The sequence below is a fragment of the Pseudohaliea sp. genome (assembly GCF_054552115.1).
In genome coordinates this window covers 139,273-156,406 of sequence record NZ_JBTOLW010000003.1, presented here as the reverse complement: position 1 = coordinate 156,406, position 17,134 = coordinate 139,273, and the positions used below count along the sequence as shown (strand labels likewise).

18 protein-coding genes are annotated in these 17,134 nt (G+C 68.1%); 11 read left to right on the top strand and 7 right to left on the bottom strand.

Translation table 11 applies throughout. The annotated features are described in order from the left end of the window. Genes flhA through ACX93N_RS03015 form a run of 11 tightly spaced genes read left to right on the top strand, consistent with a single transcriptional unit; the run spans nucleotide 1 to nucleotide 10,413 of the window. Entirely contained in the window at nucleotides 1-2,100 is a 2,100-nt protein-coding gene (gene flhA, locus ACX93N_RS03065) for a flagellar biosynthesis protein FlhA (protein ID WP_459426918.1), read from the top strand. A 59-nt stretch (nucleotides 2,101-2,159) separates the two neighbouring features. Further along, complete coding sequence (gene flhF / locus ACX93N_RS03060; RefSeq protein ID WP_459426917.1) at nucleotides 2,160-3,425, top strand: flagellar biosynthesis protein FlhF; 1,266 nt, start codon at nucleotides 2,160-2,162, stop codon at nucleotides 3,423-3,425. Next, the gene (locus tag ACX93N_RS03055) at nucleotides 3,412-4,278 is read left to right on the top strand and encodes a MinD/ParA family protein (RefSeq protein WP_459426916.1); all 867 of its coding nucleotides are present in this window, start codon (nucleotides 3,412-3,414) and stop codon (nucleotides 4,276-4,278) included. Before flhF ends, ACX93N_RS03055 begins: the two co-directional genes overlap by 14 nt. Next, nucleotides 4,275-5,012: an RNA polymerase sigma factor FliA gene (locus tag ACX93N_RS03050; protein WP_459426915.1), complete on the top strand. Its 738-nt coding sequence runs from the start codon at nucleotides 4,275-4,277 to the stop codon at nucleotides 5,010-5,012. Before ACX93N_RS03055 ends, ACX93N_RS03050 begins: the two co-directional genes overlap by 4 nt. A gap of 43 nt (nucleotides 5,013-5,055) precedes the next feature. Continuing rightward, complete coding sequence (gene cheY / locus ACX93N_RS03045; protein ID WP_459426914.1) at nucleotides 5,056-5,448, top strand: chemotaxis response regulator CheY; 393 nt, start codon at nucleotides 5,056-5,058, stop codon at nucleotides 5,446-5,448. Next, the gene (locus tag ACX93N_RS03040) at nucleotides 5,445-6,176 is read left to right on the top strand and encodes a protein phosphatase CheZ (RefSeq protein WP_459426913.1); all 732 of its coding nucleotides are present in this window, start codon (nucleotides 5,445-5,447) and stop codon (nucleotides 6,174-6,176) included. The genes cheY and ACX93N_RS03040 overlap by 4 nt, the downstream gene beginning before the upstream one ends. Nucleotides 6,177-6,187: 11 nt before the next feature. Continuing rightward, nucleotides 6,188-8,188, top strand: a complete 2,001-nt coding sequence (locus ACX93N_RS03035) for a chemotaxis protein CheA (protein WP_459426912.1) — start codon at nucleotides 6,188-6,190, stop codon at nucleotides 8,186-8,188. Nucleotides 8,189-8,242: 54 nt separating this feature from the next. Further along, the gene (locus tag ACX93N_RS03030; RefSeq protein ID WP_459426911.1) at nucleotides 8,243-9,037 is read left to right on the top strand and encodes a ParA family protein; all 795 of its coding nucleotides are present in this window, start codon (nucleotides 8,243-8,245) and stop codon (nucleotides 9,035-9,037) included. Beyond that, a complete protein-coding gene (locus ACX93N_RS03025; protein ID WP_459426910.1) occupies nucleotides 9,034-9,630 on the top strand; it encodes a hypothetical protein in 597 nt (198 codons plus the stop codon). Before ACX93N_RS03030 ends, ACX93N_RS03025 begins: the two co-directional genes overlap by 4 nt. Then, nucleotides 9,630-10,157 (top strand): chemotaxis protein CheW, encoded by a 528-nt coding sequence (locus tag ACX93N_RS03020; protein WP_459426909.1) that lies wholly within the window; start codon nucleotides 9,630-9,632, stop codon nucleotides 10,155-10,157. Before ACX93N_RS03025 ends, ACX93N_RS03020 begins: the two co-directional genes overlap by 1 nt. After that, nucleotides 10,141-10,413, top strand: coding sequence for a hypothetical protein (locus tag ACX93N_RS03015; RefSeq protein ID WP_459426908.1), 273 nt, complete (start codon nucleotides 10,141-10,143; stop codon nucleotides 10,411-10,413). Before ACX93N_RS03020 ends, ACX93N_RS03015 begins: the two co-directional genes overlap by 17 nt. Before the next feature lie 13 nt (nucleotides 10,414-10,426). Here the strand turns inward: ACX93N_RS03015 and ACX93N_RS03010 are convergent, their stop codons facing one another. From ACX93N_RS03010 to ACX93N_RS02980, 7 genes are all read right to left on the bottom strand, one after another. Further along, complete coding sequence (locus tag ACX93N_RS03010) at nucleotides 10,427-10,927, bottom strand: hypothetical protein (RefSeq protein WP_459426907.1); 501 nt, start codon at nucleotides 10,925-10,927, stop codon at nucleotides 10,427-10,429. An 8-nt stretch (nucleotides 10,928-10,935) separates the two neighbouring features. Beyond that, on the bottom strand, nucleotides 10,936-12,024 hold the full coding sequence (locus tag ACX93N_RS03005) for a protein-glutamate methylesterase/protein-glutamine glutaminase (protein ID WP_459426906.1): 1,089 nt from the start codon (nucleotides 12,022-12,024) through the stop codon (nucleotides 10,936-10,938). A gap of 21 nt (nucleotides 12,025-12,045) precedes the next feature. Then, nucleotides 12,046-12,675 (bottom strand): chemoreceptor glutamine deamidase CheD, encoded by a 630-nt coding sequence (gene cheD / locus ACX93N_RS03000; protein WP_459426905.1) that lies wholly within the window; start codon nucleotides 12,673-12,675, stop codon nucleotides 12,046-12,048. A 29-nt stretch (nucleotides 12,676-12,704) separates the two neighbouring features. Further along, complete coding sequence (locus ACX93N_RS02995; RefSeq protein ID WP_459426904.1) at nucleotides 12,705-13,574, bottom strand: CheR family methyltransferase; 870 nt, start codon at nucleotides 13,572-13,574, stop codon at nucleotides 12,705-12,707. Nucleotides 13,575-13,659: 85 nt separating this feature from the next. After that, a complete protein-coding gene (locus ACX93N_RS02990) occupies nucleotides 13,660-16,119 on the bottom strand; it encodes a methyl-accepting chemotaxis protein (RefSeq protein ID WP_459426903.1) in 2,460 nt (819 codons plus the stop codon). 2 nt (nucleotides 16,120-16,121) lie between these two features. Next, nucleotides 16,122-16,649: a chemotaxis protein CheW gene (locus tag ACX93N_RS02985; protein WP_459426902.1), complete on the bottom strand. Its 528-nt coding sequence runs from the start codon at nucleotides 16,647-16,649 to the stop codon at nucleotides 16,122-16,124. A 10-nt stretch (nucleotides 16,650-16,659) separates the two neighbouring features. Beyond that, entirely contained in the window at nucleotides 16,660-17,037 is a 378-nt protein-coding gene (locus tag ACX93N_RS02980) for a response regulator (protein ID WP_459426901.1), read from the bottom strand. Nucleotides 17,038-17,134 lie beyond the last annotated feature (97 nt).

Below are 17,134 nucleotides of genomic sequence, written 5' to 3'. Positions count from 1 at the left end.
TTGCTTGAAAGTGTCAAATTGCCGGCGTTCTTCCAGCGCTCCAGCCTCGTCGGGGTGGGCGGCCCGCTCCTCGTGCTGCTCGTGCTGGCCATGGTGGTGCTGCCGCTGCCCGCACCGGTGCTGGACATCCTGTTCACCTTCAACATCACCCTGTCGATCGCGGTGATCCTCGCCGTGATCTACATCCTCAAGCCGCTGGAGTTCGGCGTGTTTCCCACGGTGCTCCTGCTCGGCACGCTGCTGCGGCTGGCGCTGAACATCGCCTCGACGCGCGTGGTGCTGCTCAACGGACACATCGGGCCGGATGCCGCGGGCAAGGTCATCCAGGCCTTCGGGGACTTCGTGATCGGCGGCAACTACGCCGTGGGCCTGGTGGTGTTCGCGATCCTGGTCATTATCAATTTCGTCGTGGTCACGAAGGGCGCCACGCGGGTTTCCGAGGTCACCGCGCGGTTCACCCTCGATGCCATGCCGGGCAAGCAGATGGCGATCGACGCGGACGTCAATGCCGGCCTCATTGACCAGCAGGAGGCGCGGGCCAGGCGCGAGGAGATCCGCCAGGAGGCTGATTTCTACGGCGCGATGGACGGTTCCAGCAAGTTCGTGCGCGGCGACGCGGTAGCAGGGATCATCATCCTGCTCATCAACATCGTCGGCGGCCTGCTCATCGGCACGCTGCAGCACGGCATGGCCTTCGGCACGGCGGTCGAGCGTTACGCCCTGCTCACGGTCGGCGACGGCCTGGTGGCCCAGATCCCGGCCCTGCTTTTGTCCACCTCCGTGGCCATCATCGTGACCCGCATGTCGCGCTCCCAGGACATGGGCCAGCAGCTCCTGCAGCAGGTCTTCGGGCCGCCGAAGGTGCTGATCTTCACCGCCCTGCTGCTGCTGATGATGGGGCTGATCCCGGGGATGCCCAACGTGGCCTTCCTGCTGCTCGCCGCGGTGGCGGGGGCCGCGGCCTGGCTGATGCACAAGCGCCGGGAAGAGGTCCTGGAACAGGCCCGGGAGGCGGAGCAGCGGGAGCCGGAGGTTCCCCGGGAAGCGCCGCGGGAGCTCGACTGGGAGGACATCGCGCAGGTGGACCCCGTGGGCCTGGAGGTCGGTTACCGGCTCGTGCCGCTGGTCGACCGCGACCAGGGCGGTGAGCTCATGCCCCGCATCAAGGGGGTGCGCAAGAAGCTCTCGCAGTCCCTCGGCTTCCTTATCCCGGCGGTGCACATCCGCGACAACCTGGAGCTCGCGCCCAACCAGTACCGCGTCTCCGTATTCGGGGTCCCCTGCGCCCAGGGGGAGGTGCGCCCCGACCGCGAACTGGCCATCAATCCCGGCAATGTCAGCGCCCCGGTGCAGGGTATCGAGGCCACCGATCCGGCCTTCGGCATGCCGGCGGTATGGATCGATCCGGCGTCCCGGGAGCACGCGCAGACCATGGGCTACACGGTCGCGGATTCGGCCACCGTGATCGCCACGCACCTGAGCCAGCTGCTCAAGAAGCACGCCCACGAACTCCTCGGCCACCAGGAAGTGCAGAACCTGCTCGACCAGCTCGCGAAGACGGCGCCGAAGCTGGTCGAGGACCTCACGCCGAAGACCCTGCCGCTCGCGGTCATCGTCCGGGTGCTGCAGCAGCTGCTGGCGGAAAAGGTACCGGTGCGCAATTTCCGCGGCATCTGCGAGGCCCTCGCCGAGCACGGGGCGCGCAGTCAGGATATTGACACCCTGGTGAGCGGCGTCCGCGTGGCGCTGGGGCGCCAGATCGTCCAGGAGCTCATCGGCATGGCCGAAGAGCTCCCGGTGGTCACGCTCGCGCCGGACCTGGAACAGCTGCTCCTGCAGCTGTCGCAGCAGGATGCGCCGGCGCTGGAGCCCGGTCTCGCGGAGCGCATCCAGGAATCGCTGCGGGCCGCGACCCGGGAGCAGGAGGCGCGCGGTGAGCCCGCGGTACTGCTGGTGCCGGCGGAGTTGCGCGGCATGCTGGCCCGCTTCGCGCGCCAGGCGGTCCCGGGGCTGCATGTGCTCGCACACAATGAAATTCCTGAGGACAGGCAATTGCGCCTGGTGCAGTCGGTTTCCCGCTCCACGGCCGAGACCGCCTGAGCGGGCTGTAACCGGGGCTTAACCGGGGCATACCCGGGGTATGAAAAGGGAGTAAGGCAATGCAGATCAAGCGCTACCTGGCGGAGGACATGCGCCAGGCACTGAAGCAGGTGCGGGAAGAGCAGGGGCCGGACGCGGTGATCCTCTCGACCCGGCAGCTGGCGGAGGGCCTCGAGGTGGTCGCGGCCCTGGACTACGATGCGTCCCTGTTCAACCCGGCGCCCGAGGCACAGGCGGCGCCATCGCCGTCCGGGCAAGGCTTGAAGGCCGGCGCGGAGACGGCCGGGTCCGCCGCGGCGTCCTCCGCAGCGGGAGCCGCGAGCGAAAGCTTCGCCTACCGCCCGTCGCCGCAAACGGGGGAGACCGCGCCGGCGCCCGGTGACGACGATTCGCTGGCGGCGATGCGCCGGGAGATCAAGGCGCTGCGCCGGATGCTCGAGTGCCAGCTCTCCAGTCTCGCTTTCAACGATTTCTCCCGGCGCAGCCCGGTGCGCGCCGATCTCCTGGCCCGGCTGATCCACCTCGGTCTCTCGTCCCCCCTGGCGCAGGACCTGGTGGCGCGCGTGCCGGCCGAGGAACGCGACCCCGCGCGGGCCTGGCAGCACGCGCTGTCCGACCTGTGCCGCATGCTGCCGGTGGATAACAAGGACCCGCTGGCGCAGGGAGGGGTACTCTCCCTGGTGGGCCCCACCGGTGTCGGCAAGACCACGGCGATCGCCCGGCTCGCGGTGCGCTATGCGGAACTGCACGGCCCGGAGCGCGTCGCCATGATCAGTGCCGACAGCAAGCGTCCGGGCGCGCAGGAGTGCCTGTTCTCCTGCGGGCGGCAGCTGAACATCCCCGTCTACCTCGCCGCCGATGCGGACGAGGTGCACGAGCGGCTGGCGCGGCTCGCGCATGTGCCCGTCGTCCTGGTGGACACCGCCGGCGGACTGCGGGACGATCCGCATGCCCACCGGGTTTCGGGGCTCCTGCGCCCCGGCGGGCGGCCGATGACCCGCTGGCTCGTGCTCGCGGCCAACGCCCAGCTGCAGACCCTGGAAGAGGCGCTCATGCTCTACAGTAATCTGCCGCTGAGCGGTATCATTGCCACGAAACTGGACGAGACGGCGAGTCTCGGAGGGTTGCTTAGCGTGATCGCCCGGAATGATGTGCCGCTGACCCTGGTGTCGGACAGCCCGGACCTGCGTCGTCCCCTGCAGTCCGTGAGCGGGCGGCAGTTGCTCAAGCGCGCCGTCGCGCAGCTGCGTGCCTCGCCGCCGCGGCGCATGGACCGGGAGTCACTCGCCCAGCATGTCGGGGAACTGCACTATGCCCTTGGATAAGCCGGCGGGCGCCAGCCCCGCGAACGGCGCGGCTGCGGTGGCGAAGCGCCCGGGCCTGGTGATCGCGGTGACCAGCGGCAAGGGCGGTGTCGGCAAGACCAACGTCTCCGTCAACCTGGCCGTCGCCCTGGCACTTCGGGGGCGAAAGGCCTGGATTCTCGACGCGGACCTGGGCCTGGCCAACGTCGACGTCCTGCTCGGGCTCAACCCGCGGAACAACCTCTCCCACGTGCTGCAGGGCGAATGCGAACTCCGGGATATCGTCCTCGAAGGGCCGGCCGGCGTGAGGATCGTGCCTGCCTCCTCGGGGATCCAGCGTATGGCGGAACTCTCCCGGCTAGAGTCCAGCGGCATCATCCACGCCTTCTCCGAGATGGCCGATGACATCGACGTGCTCATCGTCGATACCGCCGCCGGTATCAGCAGCTCGGTCTCGATGTTTGCCGCCGCCGCGCACCAGGTCCTGCTGGTGGTCTGCAACGAGCCTGCCTCGATCACCGACGGTTACGCGCTGGTCAAGGTGCTGTCGCGGGACCACGGCATCCGCGACGTCCAGGTCCTGTCCAATATGGTTCGGAGCCAGCTCGAGGGCCGCGAACTCTACCAGAAGATCGCGCGGGTAACCGATCGCTACCTCGATGTCACCGCGCGCTACGCCGGTTTCGTGCCCCATGACGACTTCCTGCGCCGGGCGCTGCAGCGCCAGGAGCCGGTTGTCACGGCCTTTCCCGCCTGCCGGGCGACGGACGCATTCAAGAAACTCGCGCAGATGGCCGATACATGGGATGGGCCTGGCGGTGCGCAGGGGCAGGTGGAATTTTTCCTTGAGCAGGCGCTTGGCGTGGCAAGATGACGAGCAGCAACTCCAGGGATGTGTCCCTGGCGGCGGAATACGCGGTGGTCCGCGACCTGTCGCCGGACGCGCTGATCGAGAAGTATGCGCACCTGGTCCGGCGCATTGCCCATCACCTGGGCGGGCGACTGCCGCCCAGCGTGGATGTCGACGACCTGATGCAGGCGGGCATGATGGGCCTGATGGAGGCGGCGAAGAAGTATGCGGGAGACCGCGGCGCCAACTTCGAGACCTACGCGGGGATCCGCATCCGCGGCGCCATGCTCGATGAACTGCGGGGCATGGACTGGGTGCCGCGGTCGGTGCATCGGCGGGTCCGCGACATGATCGAGGCGATGCGCGTGGTCGAGGGGCAGAGCGGCGGCCGGGCAAGCGACGCCGAGGTGGCTGCCCAGATGCAGGTGCCGCTCGAGGAGTACCAGGAGATCGCCCGCGAGGCGGCGCACTGCAGGATGTTCAGCATGGAAGAACTGGCGGGAGGGGACAGCGACCTGCGCGACGCCAGCGAGCGGGCCGGGTCGCCGGAACAGCAGCTGGAGCTCGAGGCGGTCACGGAGCTCCTGGCCCGGACCATCGACGAGCTGCCCGAACGCGAGCGGCTGATCGTCAGCCTGTACTATACGGAGGAGCTGAACCTGCGCGAGATCGGAGAGGTTCTCGGGGTCAGCGAATCCCGGGTCTGCCAGTTGCACGGGCAGGCCCTGGCGCGCCTGCGGGCGCGCTCGGCGTTATGAACAAGCCCCGCCCCGGCGCGGCAGGCAATCACGGAGGTGAGTTTTGAACAAGGACATGCAGATCCTGGTGGTGGACGACTTCTCCACCATGCGCCGGATCGTGAAGAACCAGCTCCGGGAGCTCGGCTTCAGCAACATGCGGGAGGCCGATGACGGCTCTTCCGCCCTCGACGTGCTGAAAGCGACGCACATCGACTTCGTCGTCACTGACTGGAACATGCCCGGCATGGCCGGCATCGATCTTCTGAAGGCCATTCGCGCCGACGACAAGCTCAAGCACCTCCCCGTGCTGATGGTGACCGCGGAAGCCAAGCGGGAGCAGATCATCGAGGCCGCGCAGGCCGGCGTCAACGGCTACGTGGTCAAGCCCTTCACCGCCGCGGCGCTGAAGGAGAAGATCGACCGTATCTTCGAACGCATGGAGCAGGCGCAATGAGCGGACAGGGCGGCATGGACGTAACGGGAGACGCGGCGGAGCGCCAGGCGCCGGCAGACTACATCGGCGCCCTGGAAGCGCTCCTCGAGGCGGCGCGCAAGGATGATGAACAGTTGTTCTCCGCGCTGCTCGATGATCTCACGGCGATGCGGGAGCAGGCGCTCTTCCAGGATGTCGGCAGGCTGACCCGCCAGCTGCACGAGGCGCTCACCAGCTTCCAGCTCGACTCGCGCCTGGCGGATTTTGCCAGCGACGAGTTCCCCGACGCCCGCCAGCGCCTGGACCAGGTCATCACCGTCACCGAGCAGTCGGCGCACAAGACCATGGACCTGGTCGAGGCGATGCTGCCCCGCGCCGAGGCGCTTGCCTCGGGCGCTGAAGCACTCGCCGCGGCCGCGGAAAAGGCCCCGGACGGGGAGGCGCTGAAGCGCGAGGCCGCGTCCTTCGCCCGGGAAGTGACCGAACAGGCCGGTGAGATCCGCAGCGGCCTCTCGGAAGTCATCATCTCCCAGAATTTCCAGGACCTCGCCGGGCAGGAGATCCGCAAGGTCATCCGCCTGGTGACAGAGGTGGAGGAAACGCTGATCAACATGATTCGCGTGGCCGGCAAGAGCGGCCTGCTCACCGACCGCAAGCGGGCGGGGGAGGCCGCCAGCGTGCCGGAAGGGGAGCAGCGGATCACCAGCCAGGACGAGGCTGACGAACTGCTCTCGAGCCTGGGGTTCTGACGGAGGCGGCCATGAGCTTTGAACTGGACGACAGTATTCGCGAAGACTTCCTGGTCGAGGCCAATGAGATCATCGAGCACCTGGGATCGGAACTGGTGCAACTCGAGCAGCAGCCGGAGGACCGGGAGCTCCTGAACAGCATCTTCCGCGGCTTCCACACGATCAAGGGCGGGGCCGGCTTTCTCAATGTCGAGCCGCTGGTGCTCATCTGCCACGGCGCGGAAGAGGTCTTCGACTCGCTGCGCAACGGCAAGCTCGCCCTGGACAACGACATCATGGACAGCGTCCTGCAGGTGGCGGACCTCGTGGTGGAGATGCTGGGCCAGGTGTCCGAGGGTGAAACGCCCTCGCCGCCCCCCCCGGAGCTGGTCAGGAAGCTCCAGCACTATGTCGCCGCTGCCAACGGGGCGCCCGCGAGTGCGCCCGGGGCCGCTGCGGAGGACGCAGGCGAGGCGGAGCCGCCCGGGGCGGAGCCGGCCGGGGCGGAGCCGGCAGAGGATGCCGCGGACCGCGAGTTCGACGCGATGCTCGACGGGGTGCGCGCGGGTCTGTTCGAGGACGAACCCGGGGAGGCGGCACCGGCGGCTGCTGAAGCGCCGGCGGCGGCCGGCGGCGACGAGATCACCGAGGAGGAGTTCGAGGCCCTGCTGGATCAGCTGGAGCAGGGCGGCGGCCAGGGCGCGGCGACTGCGCAGGAGGCTGCGGCCGAAGCCCCGCCGCCGGCCGAGGCCCCGCCGCCGGCCGAGGCCGAGCCGCCGGCCCCGGGAGCGGTGCCGGCTGCCGCCAGTGCCGCGGGCAGCCCGGGTGCTGCGGCCCCGCGGGACAACGCGCCTGCCGCCCCGCCCGAGTCGACGATCCGGGTCAGTGTCTCCCGCCTCGATACGGTCATGAACCTGGTCGGCGAGCTGGTCCTGGTGCGCAACCGCCTGACCAACCTCGGCGCGGACCTGGAGAACGAGGAGCTGAAGAAGACCGTTGCCAACCTCGACCTGGTCACGGCGGACCTGCAGAACGGTGTCATGCAGACGCGCATGCAGCCGATCGGCAAGGTGTTCTCCCGCTTCCCCCGGCTCGCCCGGGATGTCGCCCGCAACCTGCGCAAGGAGATCGAGCTGACCATGCGCGGCGAGGACACGGACCTCGACAAGAACCTCGTCCAGGCGCTGTCGGACCCGCTGGTGCACCTCGTGCGCAACGCCATGGACCACGGCATCGAGGATCCCGCCGTGCGCGAGGCGAACGGGAAACCCCGCAAGGGGCAGGTGGAGCTCTCCGCCGAGCAGGAAGGCAACAACATTGTCATCATCATCCGTGACGACGGCGCCGGCATGGATCCGGAGGTGCTGCGCGCCAAGGCTGTGCGCAAGGGGCTGTTCTCCGCCGAGGCGGCGGCCAAGCTCAGTGACCCGGAGTGCTTCGACCTGGTGTTCCTGCCCGGCTTCTCGACCAAGGAACAGGTATCGGACCTGTCCGGGCGCGGGGTCGGCATGGACGTGGTCAAGACCCGCATCGCCGAGCTGAACGGCAATGTCGAGATCCAGTCGGAGCTGGGCAAGGGCACCTCGGTGCGTGTCCGGGTGCCGCTGACCCTCGCCATCATGCCCACCCTGATGGTGCGCCTGCAGCAGCGTACCTATGCCTTCCCGCTGTCGCAGGTGCTGGAGGTGTTCTCCCTCGACGCGAACAGCGTGCACCAGGTCGCCGGGCGGCCGGTCATGATGGTGCGCGGCAAGCCGCTGCCGCTGGTGTTCCTGCGCAGCTGCCTGGCGAGCAGCGAGGACGACACGGAGGCCGCCAGCCCCTACGTGGTCGTGCTGCAGGTGGGCAGCGGCATGGTCGGTTTCGTCACCGACGACGTGCTCGGCCAGGAGGAGGTGGTGATCAAGCCCCTTGGCTCGATGCTCCACGAGGTGCCCGGCTTTGCCGGTGCGACGATCACCGGCGACGGCAACATCGCCCTGATTTTCGACGTCAATGGACTGATGACACGAGCCGGCAAGCAGGCGGCCTGAACGGGACGAGCCCGGGCGGTCGATCGACCCGGCACGGGCTGCGGAGGCTGACCCATGAGAATCTGGACCATTGCGAACCAGAAAGGCGGGGTGGGGAAGACCACCACCGCGGTAACCCTTGCCGGCTGGCTCCAGGGGCGCGGCCGCCGGGTCCTGCTGGTCGACCTCGACCCGCAGGCGTCGCTCACCAGCTATTTCGGCGTGGACGCCGCCGCCGCGGAACGCAGCGTCTACGAGCTCTTCAACGACCGGGATACCCCCGCGAACGAACTGCTGCTCGAAGCCGATGGCGAGCCGCCGCTCTCGCTGCTGGCCGCGGTACCGGCACTGGCCACGCTCGATCGGCAGCTGGGCAGCCGCCAGGGGCAGGGGCTCATCCTGCGGCGGGCGCTGGAGGCGCTCGAGGGACAGTTTGACAACGTGCTGCTCGACTGCCCGCCGTCGCTCGGTATTCTCATGATCAATGCCCTCGCCGCCGCGCACCGGGTGGTGGTGCCGACCCAGACCGAACACCTGGCCCTCAAGGGGCTGGAGCGCATGATCCGGACGCTGGAGATGGTGAACCGCTCGCGCCCGCGGCGCCTGGAACACCTGGTGGTGCCGACCCTGTTCGATCGCCGGACCCGCGCCGCGAACCACGCGCTGGAAACACTGCGCCAGCGCTACGGCGGGCACACGCTCTGGGACGGCGTGGTGCCGGTGGATACCCGTTTTCGCGAGGCGAGCGAGCGCGGCGTGCCGCTGCCGCGCATTGCCCCGGACAGCCGGGGAGCCGCGGCCTTTCGCGGCCTGCTCGACGATCTGCTGGCGCTCGACGAGCTCGAGAGCGGGGAGCGTGTCGTGGCATGAGCGAAGGCGCACGGGAACTGACCGCTTCCGAGCAGGCCCTCGACCTCTACCTCGAGGACCTGCTGTGGGAGGACGGGGGCGGCGGACCCGGTGAGGAAGCGGGCCGCTATTTCATGTTCGGGCTGGGCGGGCTCGCGGTTGCCGTCCCCGCTGACCGGGTCAAGGGGGAAAGCGCTGATGTGCCCCCGCTGCTTCCCCCGGACGGAGCGCCGTGGCTGCGCCGCAGCGCGGCCGGTGACGGGGGACCCACCGTGATCGACCTTGCCCTGCTCGTGCTGCCGGACGACCTGGCGCCGCGGGCAAGGCCCCTCGAAGGCCGCTTCGAACGGCTGCTGCTGCTGGATGACGGCAGCCTGGGGCTGGCACTGCCGGCGCCGGGCCGCGAGGAACTGATCGACCACGGCCCGGTGTGCTGGCGGGGGCCCCGGGGCCGACGCCCCTGGCTGGCCGGGACCCTGGCGGAGCGGCGCTGCGTGCTGCTCGATGCCGACAGTATTCCGGCCCTGGTGGAGGCTGCCCTGCAGCCGACGCCGGGCACGGGAAGGAAACTTGACAGGACCATATCGCTCGAGGGAGCGAGGGAGACGGGCTGATGAACAGTGAACAGCTGGCGCAGGCCAGTGCGGGCAGCGTGCGTGACGACGCGCTGGATGACCTCAATGCCCGCGTCAGCGCCAACCGGAACGAGTGGCTGCGCTTCGTCGTCGACCGGCAGGATTACGGCATCAACGTGCTGCAGGTGCAGGAGATCCTTTGCGCCGGGGACATCACACCCGTTTCCGGCGCTGCGCCCTTCGTGCTCGGCGTGATCAACGTACGCGGCAATATCGTGACCGTCGTCGACGCCAGGCGTCGCCTCGGGCTGCCGCCCCGGGAGGCTGACGGGGGCATCGACTGGATCGTGATCCTCGATGTCAACGACGAACATGTGGGCCTGGTCGTGGATGAGGTGCTCGAGGTCGAAGTGCTCGACGACAGCCTGGTGGAGAACCTGCAGGGCGATGCCTCCTTCCAGGTCGAGGGGGTGATCGAGAAGGAGACGGGCATGATGATCCTCGTGGACGCGTCCACGATGGCAGGCATCAACGAGGCTTCCGGCCAGCATGGCGCAGCCGCTTGATCCGCTGACGCCCCTGGTGCCGCCGCGGCCTCCCCTGCGTCACCGTGTGCCCGGCCAGGGGCGCCCGCCCCGGGAGCGGCCGGAAGATCGCGGTCAGGAAGATCATGGGGACAAGGAAGGCAAGGAAGGCAAGGAAGACCAGGAAGAGCAACAGCCGCCCGGCGGCATTGGTACCGGCGACCGGGCGGGCTACCCGGATTCCCCCGGGAAAGAGCGGCCGGGGGATGACGAGCACCTGATTGACGACTGGGCCTGAGCGGGGCGGCGGCTCAGAAAAGGTCCACGGACCCCTCGTCGAGATTCTTTTGTAACACGGCCTTGCGTCGCAGCTTCGACCAGGCCTCGTGCTGCCTGCTGATGCGGTTGGCGAGGTCGCCGGTATCGCGGACCGTTTTCACCTCTTCCGCCACGTCGCGCAGGTAGGCGACGCTGCGCCGTGCCTCGGCGAGTGCCTGGCTCGCGATATCCTCGAACTGCAGCGCCCGCACCGCGTCGGACACGGCCTGCTCGAGTTCCTCCTGCCGCCCGGGCTCCGCGGGCTGCTGTCCGGCCAGCCGGTAGAGCTCGTCGAAGCCGGAGGACAGCGCCCCGACCGCTTCGGCGATGATCTCGGCGACGCGCTCGATCTCCTCGTCCACCTGCCCGAGTTCGCTGCCGAGCATGGTGCCGAGTTCCTTGCAGGCCTCGACCGCCGGCGCGCCGTCCGCCCCGGCCTCGTGCTCCGGGGTGTTGCCGGGGCCGCTGGTTCCCGCGCGGCGTGAGGGCGACATGGGGCGGCCTACCCGGACTGCCTGGCCGTGGGCTCGCGCCCGGCCGCAGCCAGCAGGTGTTCAGCGATGGCCTCGAGGGGCAGGACCTCGTCGGCACCCCCGCGCTTGACCGCCTCGCCGGGCATGCCCCAGACCACGCTCGTCTCCTCGTCCTGGGCGATGGTGTGCAGGCCGGCCTCGTGCAGCTCGAGCAGCCCCGCGGCGCCGTCGGCCCCCATGCCGGTGAGCAGGGCGGCGACGGCATTGTTGCCGGCGGATTGCAGCACCGAGCGGAAGAGCACATCGACGCTGGGCCGGTGCCGGTTGACCGGTTCGCCGTCGCTCAGCCTGCACACGTAGCGCGCCCCGTCGCGGACCAGCAGCAGGTGCCGGTCCCCGGGAGCGACGAAGGCGTGCCCGGGCAGCACCTGGTCGCCGTCCTCGGCTTCCTTGACCGACAGCGGTGTCATCCGGTCCATGCGGTCGGCGAAGGCGGCGCTGAAACCGGGGGGGATATGCTGGGCAATGACGATGCCTGGCGACGTGGGCGACATGCCCATGAGCACGCTCTTGATGGCCTCCGTGCCGCCGGTGGAGGCGCCGATGGCGATGATCCGGTCGGTGGTGCGGAAGTGCCGCGCCGGGCGTTTCGGGATCACGGCGTCGGAGGAATGCAGCGGCTGCGGCTCCTCCAGCCTGGCGAGGCGCTTGACGCGGGCCGAGGCCGCGGCGCGCACCTTCGCCGTGAGTTCGTCGACGTAATCGGTCAGCGTGCGGGCAACGTCCAGCTTGGGCTTGGCGACGAAATCCACGGCGCCGAGTTCGAGCGCCTCGAGGGTGACTTCGGCGCCCTGTTCGGTCAGCGTCGAGACCATGACCACCGGCATCGGGCGCAGGCGCATCAGGTTGCGCAGGAAGGTGATCCCGTCCATGCGCGGCATCTCGACGTCCAGGGTCAGCACGTCCGGCTCCAGGCTCTTGATCTTGTCGCGGGCGACGAGCGGATCGGGGGCCGCGCCGACCACCTCGATGTCCGGCGCGCTGTTGAGCATGTCGGTGAGCAGGCGTCGGATCAGCGCCGAATCGTCCACCACCAGAACACGGATCTTTCCTGCCATTCCCTGGGTCAACCCCGTTTGTTAGAAGAGTTCCACGTCGCCCTGCACGGGAGCTTCGACCAGTTCCTCCAGGTACTGGTTCTCGCGCTCGACGATTGTATCGTTGTGCATCGAGCGCAGCTTCTTGACCTGTGCGCGGCCGCTGTCGGGGAAGAAGTTGACCTTGCGCGGATAGGGACTTCCCAGGTCCTCCGAGACCAGCTGCAGGCCCTCAATTTGCAGAAATTCCCGCAGAAAAGCAATGTTTTTCCGGCCGACGCTGGACAGCTTGGAGACGATGGCGCCGCCCCCGAAGGCCTTTACCTCGAGGTTTTCCCGGCGCCCTCCCGCCTTCAGCACTTCGTTGATCAGCTGCTCCATCGCGTAGCTGCCGTAGCGCGCGGAACTGGAGCTTCCGCCCCAGTCGTCCAGCTGCGCGCTGTCGGGCAGCATGAAGTGGTTCATGCCGCCGATGCCGAGCTTGCGATCGCGGATGCAGGCGGAGATGCAGGAGCCCAGCACCGTGGTGATCATCTCTCCGCGCAGGGTGATGTAGTACTCGCCCGGGAGAAGCTTGGCCACGTAGAGCTTGCGGGACGGATCCCAGTAGCGCTTGATGTGCCCAAAGCCCGGCAGGGCGGGGGGGCACTCCGGAATGGCTGCTTTCTGCATGGACAGGACTCCCACGCTTCCGCTCCGTCCTAACCGGTCCGCTGGTAAATGGTGCTGCCCAGCAGCTTGAAGCGGTCGCTGACCCGGTAGAGAGTCTCCGAGTGGCCGATGAACAGGTGGCCGTCGGTCTGGAGCTGGTCCGCGTAGCGCTCGAACAGGGCGCGCTGCGTGTCCTTGCTGAAGTAGATCACGACGTTGCGGCAGAAAATGAAGTCGAAGCGGTTGCGGAAAGGCCACGGGTCCAGCAGGTTCAGCCGCCGGAAGGTGATCATGTCGCGCAGCTCCTGGCGTACCCGCACCTGGCCTTCCCGGGGGCCCCTGCCGCGGAGGAACCAGCGCTTGCGGCGCGCGTCGGAGATCCCGGTGATGCGGTCGAGGGCGTACTCGCCGGCGGCGCCGGTGGCCACCACCGAGCTGTCCAGGTCGGTGGCCAGCAGCTTGATGTTCCAGTCCTCCGGGACCCGCTCCGCGAGCACCATGGCCAGGGAGTAGGGCTCCTCGCCGGTGGAGCAGCCCGCCGACCAGACGCGCAGTTCCTTCTCCCGCTTCTCGCGCAGGAGGCGGGGCAGCAGTTCCCGCTCGAGGAACTCGAAATGGTGCGGCTCCCGGAAAAACGCCGTCAGGTTGGTGGTCAGCGCGTTGACGCAGTGCTCGAGCTCCTCCTCGTTACCGGTCTCGAGGTAGCTGCAGTAGGCGCTGAAGCTTGGCAGCCCCAGGGCCCGCAGCCGCCGCACGAGTCGGCTGTAGACCAGGTTGCGCTTGGCGTCGCTCAGCTCGATGCCGGCTTCCCTGGCGATGAACTGCTTGACGAAGCTGAAGTCACGGTCCGTGAGCTCGAATTCCCGGCTCGGCGCTGGTGCCGTCGTGCCCGCAGGAGCCCGCGCGGTCTCTGCTTCCATGTTGTCGTTATCCCGAAGCTACTGCCTGGTTACGCCCCGGCGCCCGCCCGCGAAGCGCGGCCCGGGGCGCCGGCGACCCGTTGGCCTAGAACTCTTCCCATTCTTCGCCGGCGTCGGCGGCCGGTGCCGGACGCGGCTTGGCGGCGCGGGTGGGCGCCGGGCTGCGCCGCGGCTGGCTGGCCGCTGCCGGCTGCACCCGGCTCTTGGGCGTGGGTCCGGGCTCGGCGGGGGCGTCACCGGTCTTGAAGATGGACACGAGTTCCTGGAGGTTCTTCGACTGGTCATCCATGGACTTGGAGGCGGCCGCGGCCTCCTCGACCAGCGCGGCATTCTGCTGGGTCACCTCGTCGAGCTGCGTGACCGCCTTGTTGACCTCCTCGATGCCCGAGGACTGCTCCTGCGCCGCCGCGGCTATCTCCGCGATGATGTCGCTGACCTTTTTGACCGCCGTGACGATCTCGTTGAGGGTCTCGCCGGACTGGTCGACCAGCTTGCTGCCGTCCTCGACCTTGCTGACGCTGTCCTTGATCAGCGTTTTGATCTCCTTCGCGGCCTGGGCGCTGCGCTGGGCGAGGTTGCGCACCTCTGCTGCGACGACCGCGAAGCCCCGTCCCTGCTCGCCGGCGCGCGCCGCCTCGACGGCCGCGTTCAGCGCGAGGAGGTTGGTCTGGAAGGCGATCTCGTCGATGACGCCGATGATCTCCGAGATCTTGCTCGAGGACTCGTTGATCTCCGCCATGGCGGCCACGGCCTGGCTGACCACCTCGCCGCCCTTTTCCGCTTCCTCGCGGGCGCTGGCGGAGAGCTGGTTGGCCTGGCGGGCATTGTCGGCGCTGGATTTCACCGCCGAGGTCATCTGCTCCATGCTGGACGCGGTCTCCTCCAGGGAGGAGGCCTGTTCCTCCGTGCGCTGGGACAGGTCGGCGTTGCCCTGGGAGATCTCCGAGGCCGAGGAGCCGATGCTCTGGGCCCCGTCGCGGATCTGGCCGATCATGTTGCGCAGGTTCTCCACCGTGCTGTTGGTGTCGTCCTTCAGCTGGCCGAAGAGGCCCTTGTAGTCCTGCTCGATGGTCTGCGTCAGGTCGCCCTCGGCGAGCGCCTGGATCACCTGGCCGACGTCGGTCAGGCCCTGCTCGGAGATTGTCATGAGGCTGTTGAGCAGCTCGCCGAGCTGCTCGAAGAACCCTTCGTAGTGGCTCGTGTCGATGCGCGCGGAGAACTCGCCCTCGGTGGCGCCGGCGACGAGGCCGCGGATCTGGCGCTCGGCGTCCTTCATCTCCGTGATGTCCTTCCACTCGACCATGTTGCCCATGTACTCGCCGTTCGGGCCCTTGATCATGGTGGCGTTGACTTCGAGTTCGACCCCCACGATCTCCATTTCTGCCCTTGCAGGAAGGCGATTCGGGTCCTTGAGCAGGGCCCGCTGGTGCGCCGGATCCTTGTGGAACTGGTCGATGTTCTGCCCGACCAGGTTGTCCGGGTCGAAGCCCGGGAAGCGCTGCCGCATTTCGCTCGCGCGGTTGCGGAACATGGCCATGACCGCGGGGTTGGCGTAGACGATGTTCAGGTCATCGTCACAGAGCATGAGGTTGGAGGTGGCGCCCTCGATTGCCGAGGTCAGGCGCGCCACTTCCTGTTCCCGCTGGCGCGTTTCCGTGACGTCGGACCACTCCAGCGTGTTGCCGACATAATTGCCGTCGGCGTCGATCTGCGCCGTGACGTTCAGGTTGAAGCGCAGCGGGCCCACCTTGATGTCTGTCTTCCAGGGCAGGTTGGCGGGATCGTCGAGGATCCGGCGCTGGTGGGCCGGGTTGGCGTGGAACTGGTCGATGCAGCTGCCCACCAGCCTGCGGGAATCGAAGCCCGCGAACTCCTGGCGCATGACCGCCTCGTTGTCCTGCATGAGCGCCACGGTGGCCTTGTTGACGTAGGTGATGATCATGTCGCGGTCGACCATCATGATCGGCGTCATGGCATTGTCGATCGCCGCGAGCATGACGTCGCCGTCCATGCCGCCGTCGCTCCCGTGCTGGCCCTGCTTGTCCTTGCTGATCGCTGCGTCCATCACGTTGCTCCTCGCCGTCATGGGTTGTTCCTCCGGTAGTGTGTAGGCGCTCAGCATCACCTCGCCGACCATGGTCAGGGCGTTGCGCCAGGCATCCTCGTAATACGTATTCCACGCCCCGCCCGCTGCTTCCGCCATGGCGTCGAGCAGGGTGGCCGCCACCGCTTCGTAGTGCGCCGGCTCGGCGCCGTAGAGCTGGTGCCGGGCGCCCAGGTCAAGCAGCGCTTCCCTGAGTTTTTCGGGCTTGCGCAGGTTGTTGACGACCAGTTGCAGGGCCGCCAGGAGCATGGCCCGCTGCTTGGCCATGTTCGTATCGGCGAACAGCGGCTCGACCGCCGGGTAGTCCTCGAACAGCTTCTCGTAGAAGCGCCCCACGAGCCGCTCCGCCTGGGGCTCGAGGAGCGCAAAGCTCTCTTCCAGCAGCTCGAGGTCCGCGGCGGCGGCTGTCTCGTCGGTCTTCAGCGTGGCTTCCGTGGTCATGGTCATGCCTCCCCGGCGAGCGCATCCGGGCTCGCCGCACCTGCCTTGAAGACCCCCTCGCGCAGGCGGTCCATGTCGAGCAGGAAGATCAGTTTCTCGTTCACCTTCGCGATGCCCTTGATCAGCTGATCATCGATCGAGCCGGAGACTTCCGGGGCGCCCTTCACGGCTTCCGGGTCGACGCTGTAGACCTCGGAGACGGCGTCCACGATCAGGCCCAGGTCCCGCTGCTTGCGGTTGTCCCCTCCGCTGTAGCGCACCACGATGACCACGGTCGTCGGTCCGTAGGCCAGCGGCTCCAGGGAAAAGCGCTCGCGCAGGTCGATGATGGGTACGATGCTGCCGCGCAGGTCGATGATCCCCTTGAGCCAGGCGGGGGCATTGGGTATCGGCCGGGTCTTCGTCCAGCCGCGGATCTCCTGGACCCGGAGGATATCGATACCGTACTCCTCACCATCCAGGATGAAGGTGAGATACTGGTTCATGTCGTCACCGTTACCGCCGACGTGGAGGGCCTCCGCTGGGTTCATGGTCGCCGCCTCATCCCGTGCCCGTTCTGCCGAGCACCTTCTCCACGATCGCCAGTAGCTGCTCCGGGCTGAAGGGCTTGACGATCCAGCCCGTGGCGCCGGCCTGCCGTCCCTCCTGCTTTTTCTCGTCGCTCGATTCGGTGGTGAGCATGAGAATGGGCGTTCGCGCGTACTGGGGCAGCGTGCGCATTTCCCGGACCATCTCGATCCCGCCCATGGACGGCATGTTGACGTCCACCAGGGCGAGGTCGACCTGATGTTCCCGGACCTTTTCCAGGCCATCGCTGCCATCGACCGCCTCCACGACGTCGTGTCCCGCCTGCTTCAGGGTGAAGGCCACCATGCGGCGGAGCGAATTCGAGTCATCCACGGTGAGTATTCGTGCCAAGGTCTCATTCCTTCCCGGTTTTTTCGGTTCCAGTCTGTCACACAGCGTGGTGACCCGCGAGGCTATGGGGGTTAGCGGCATCGCGGCCGATAACTTG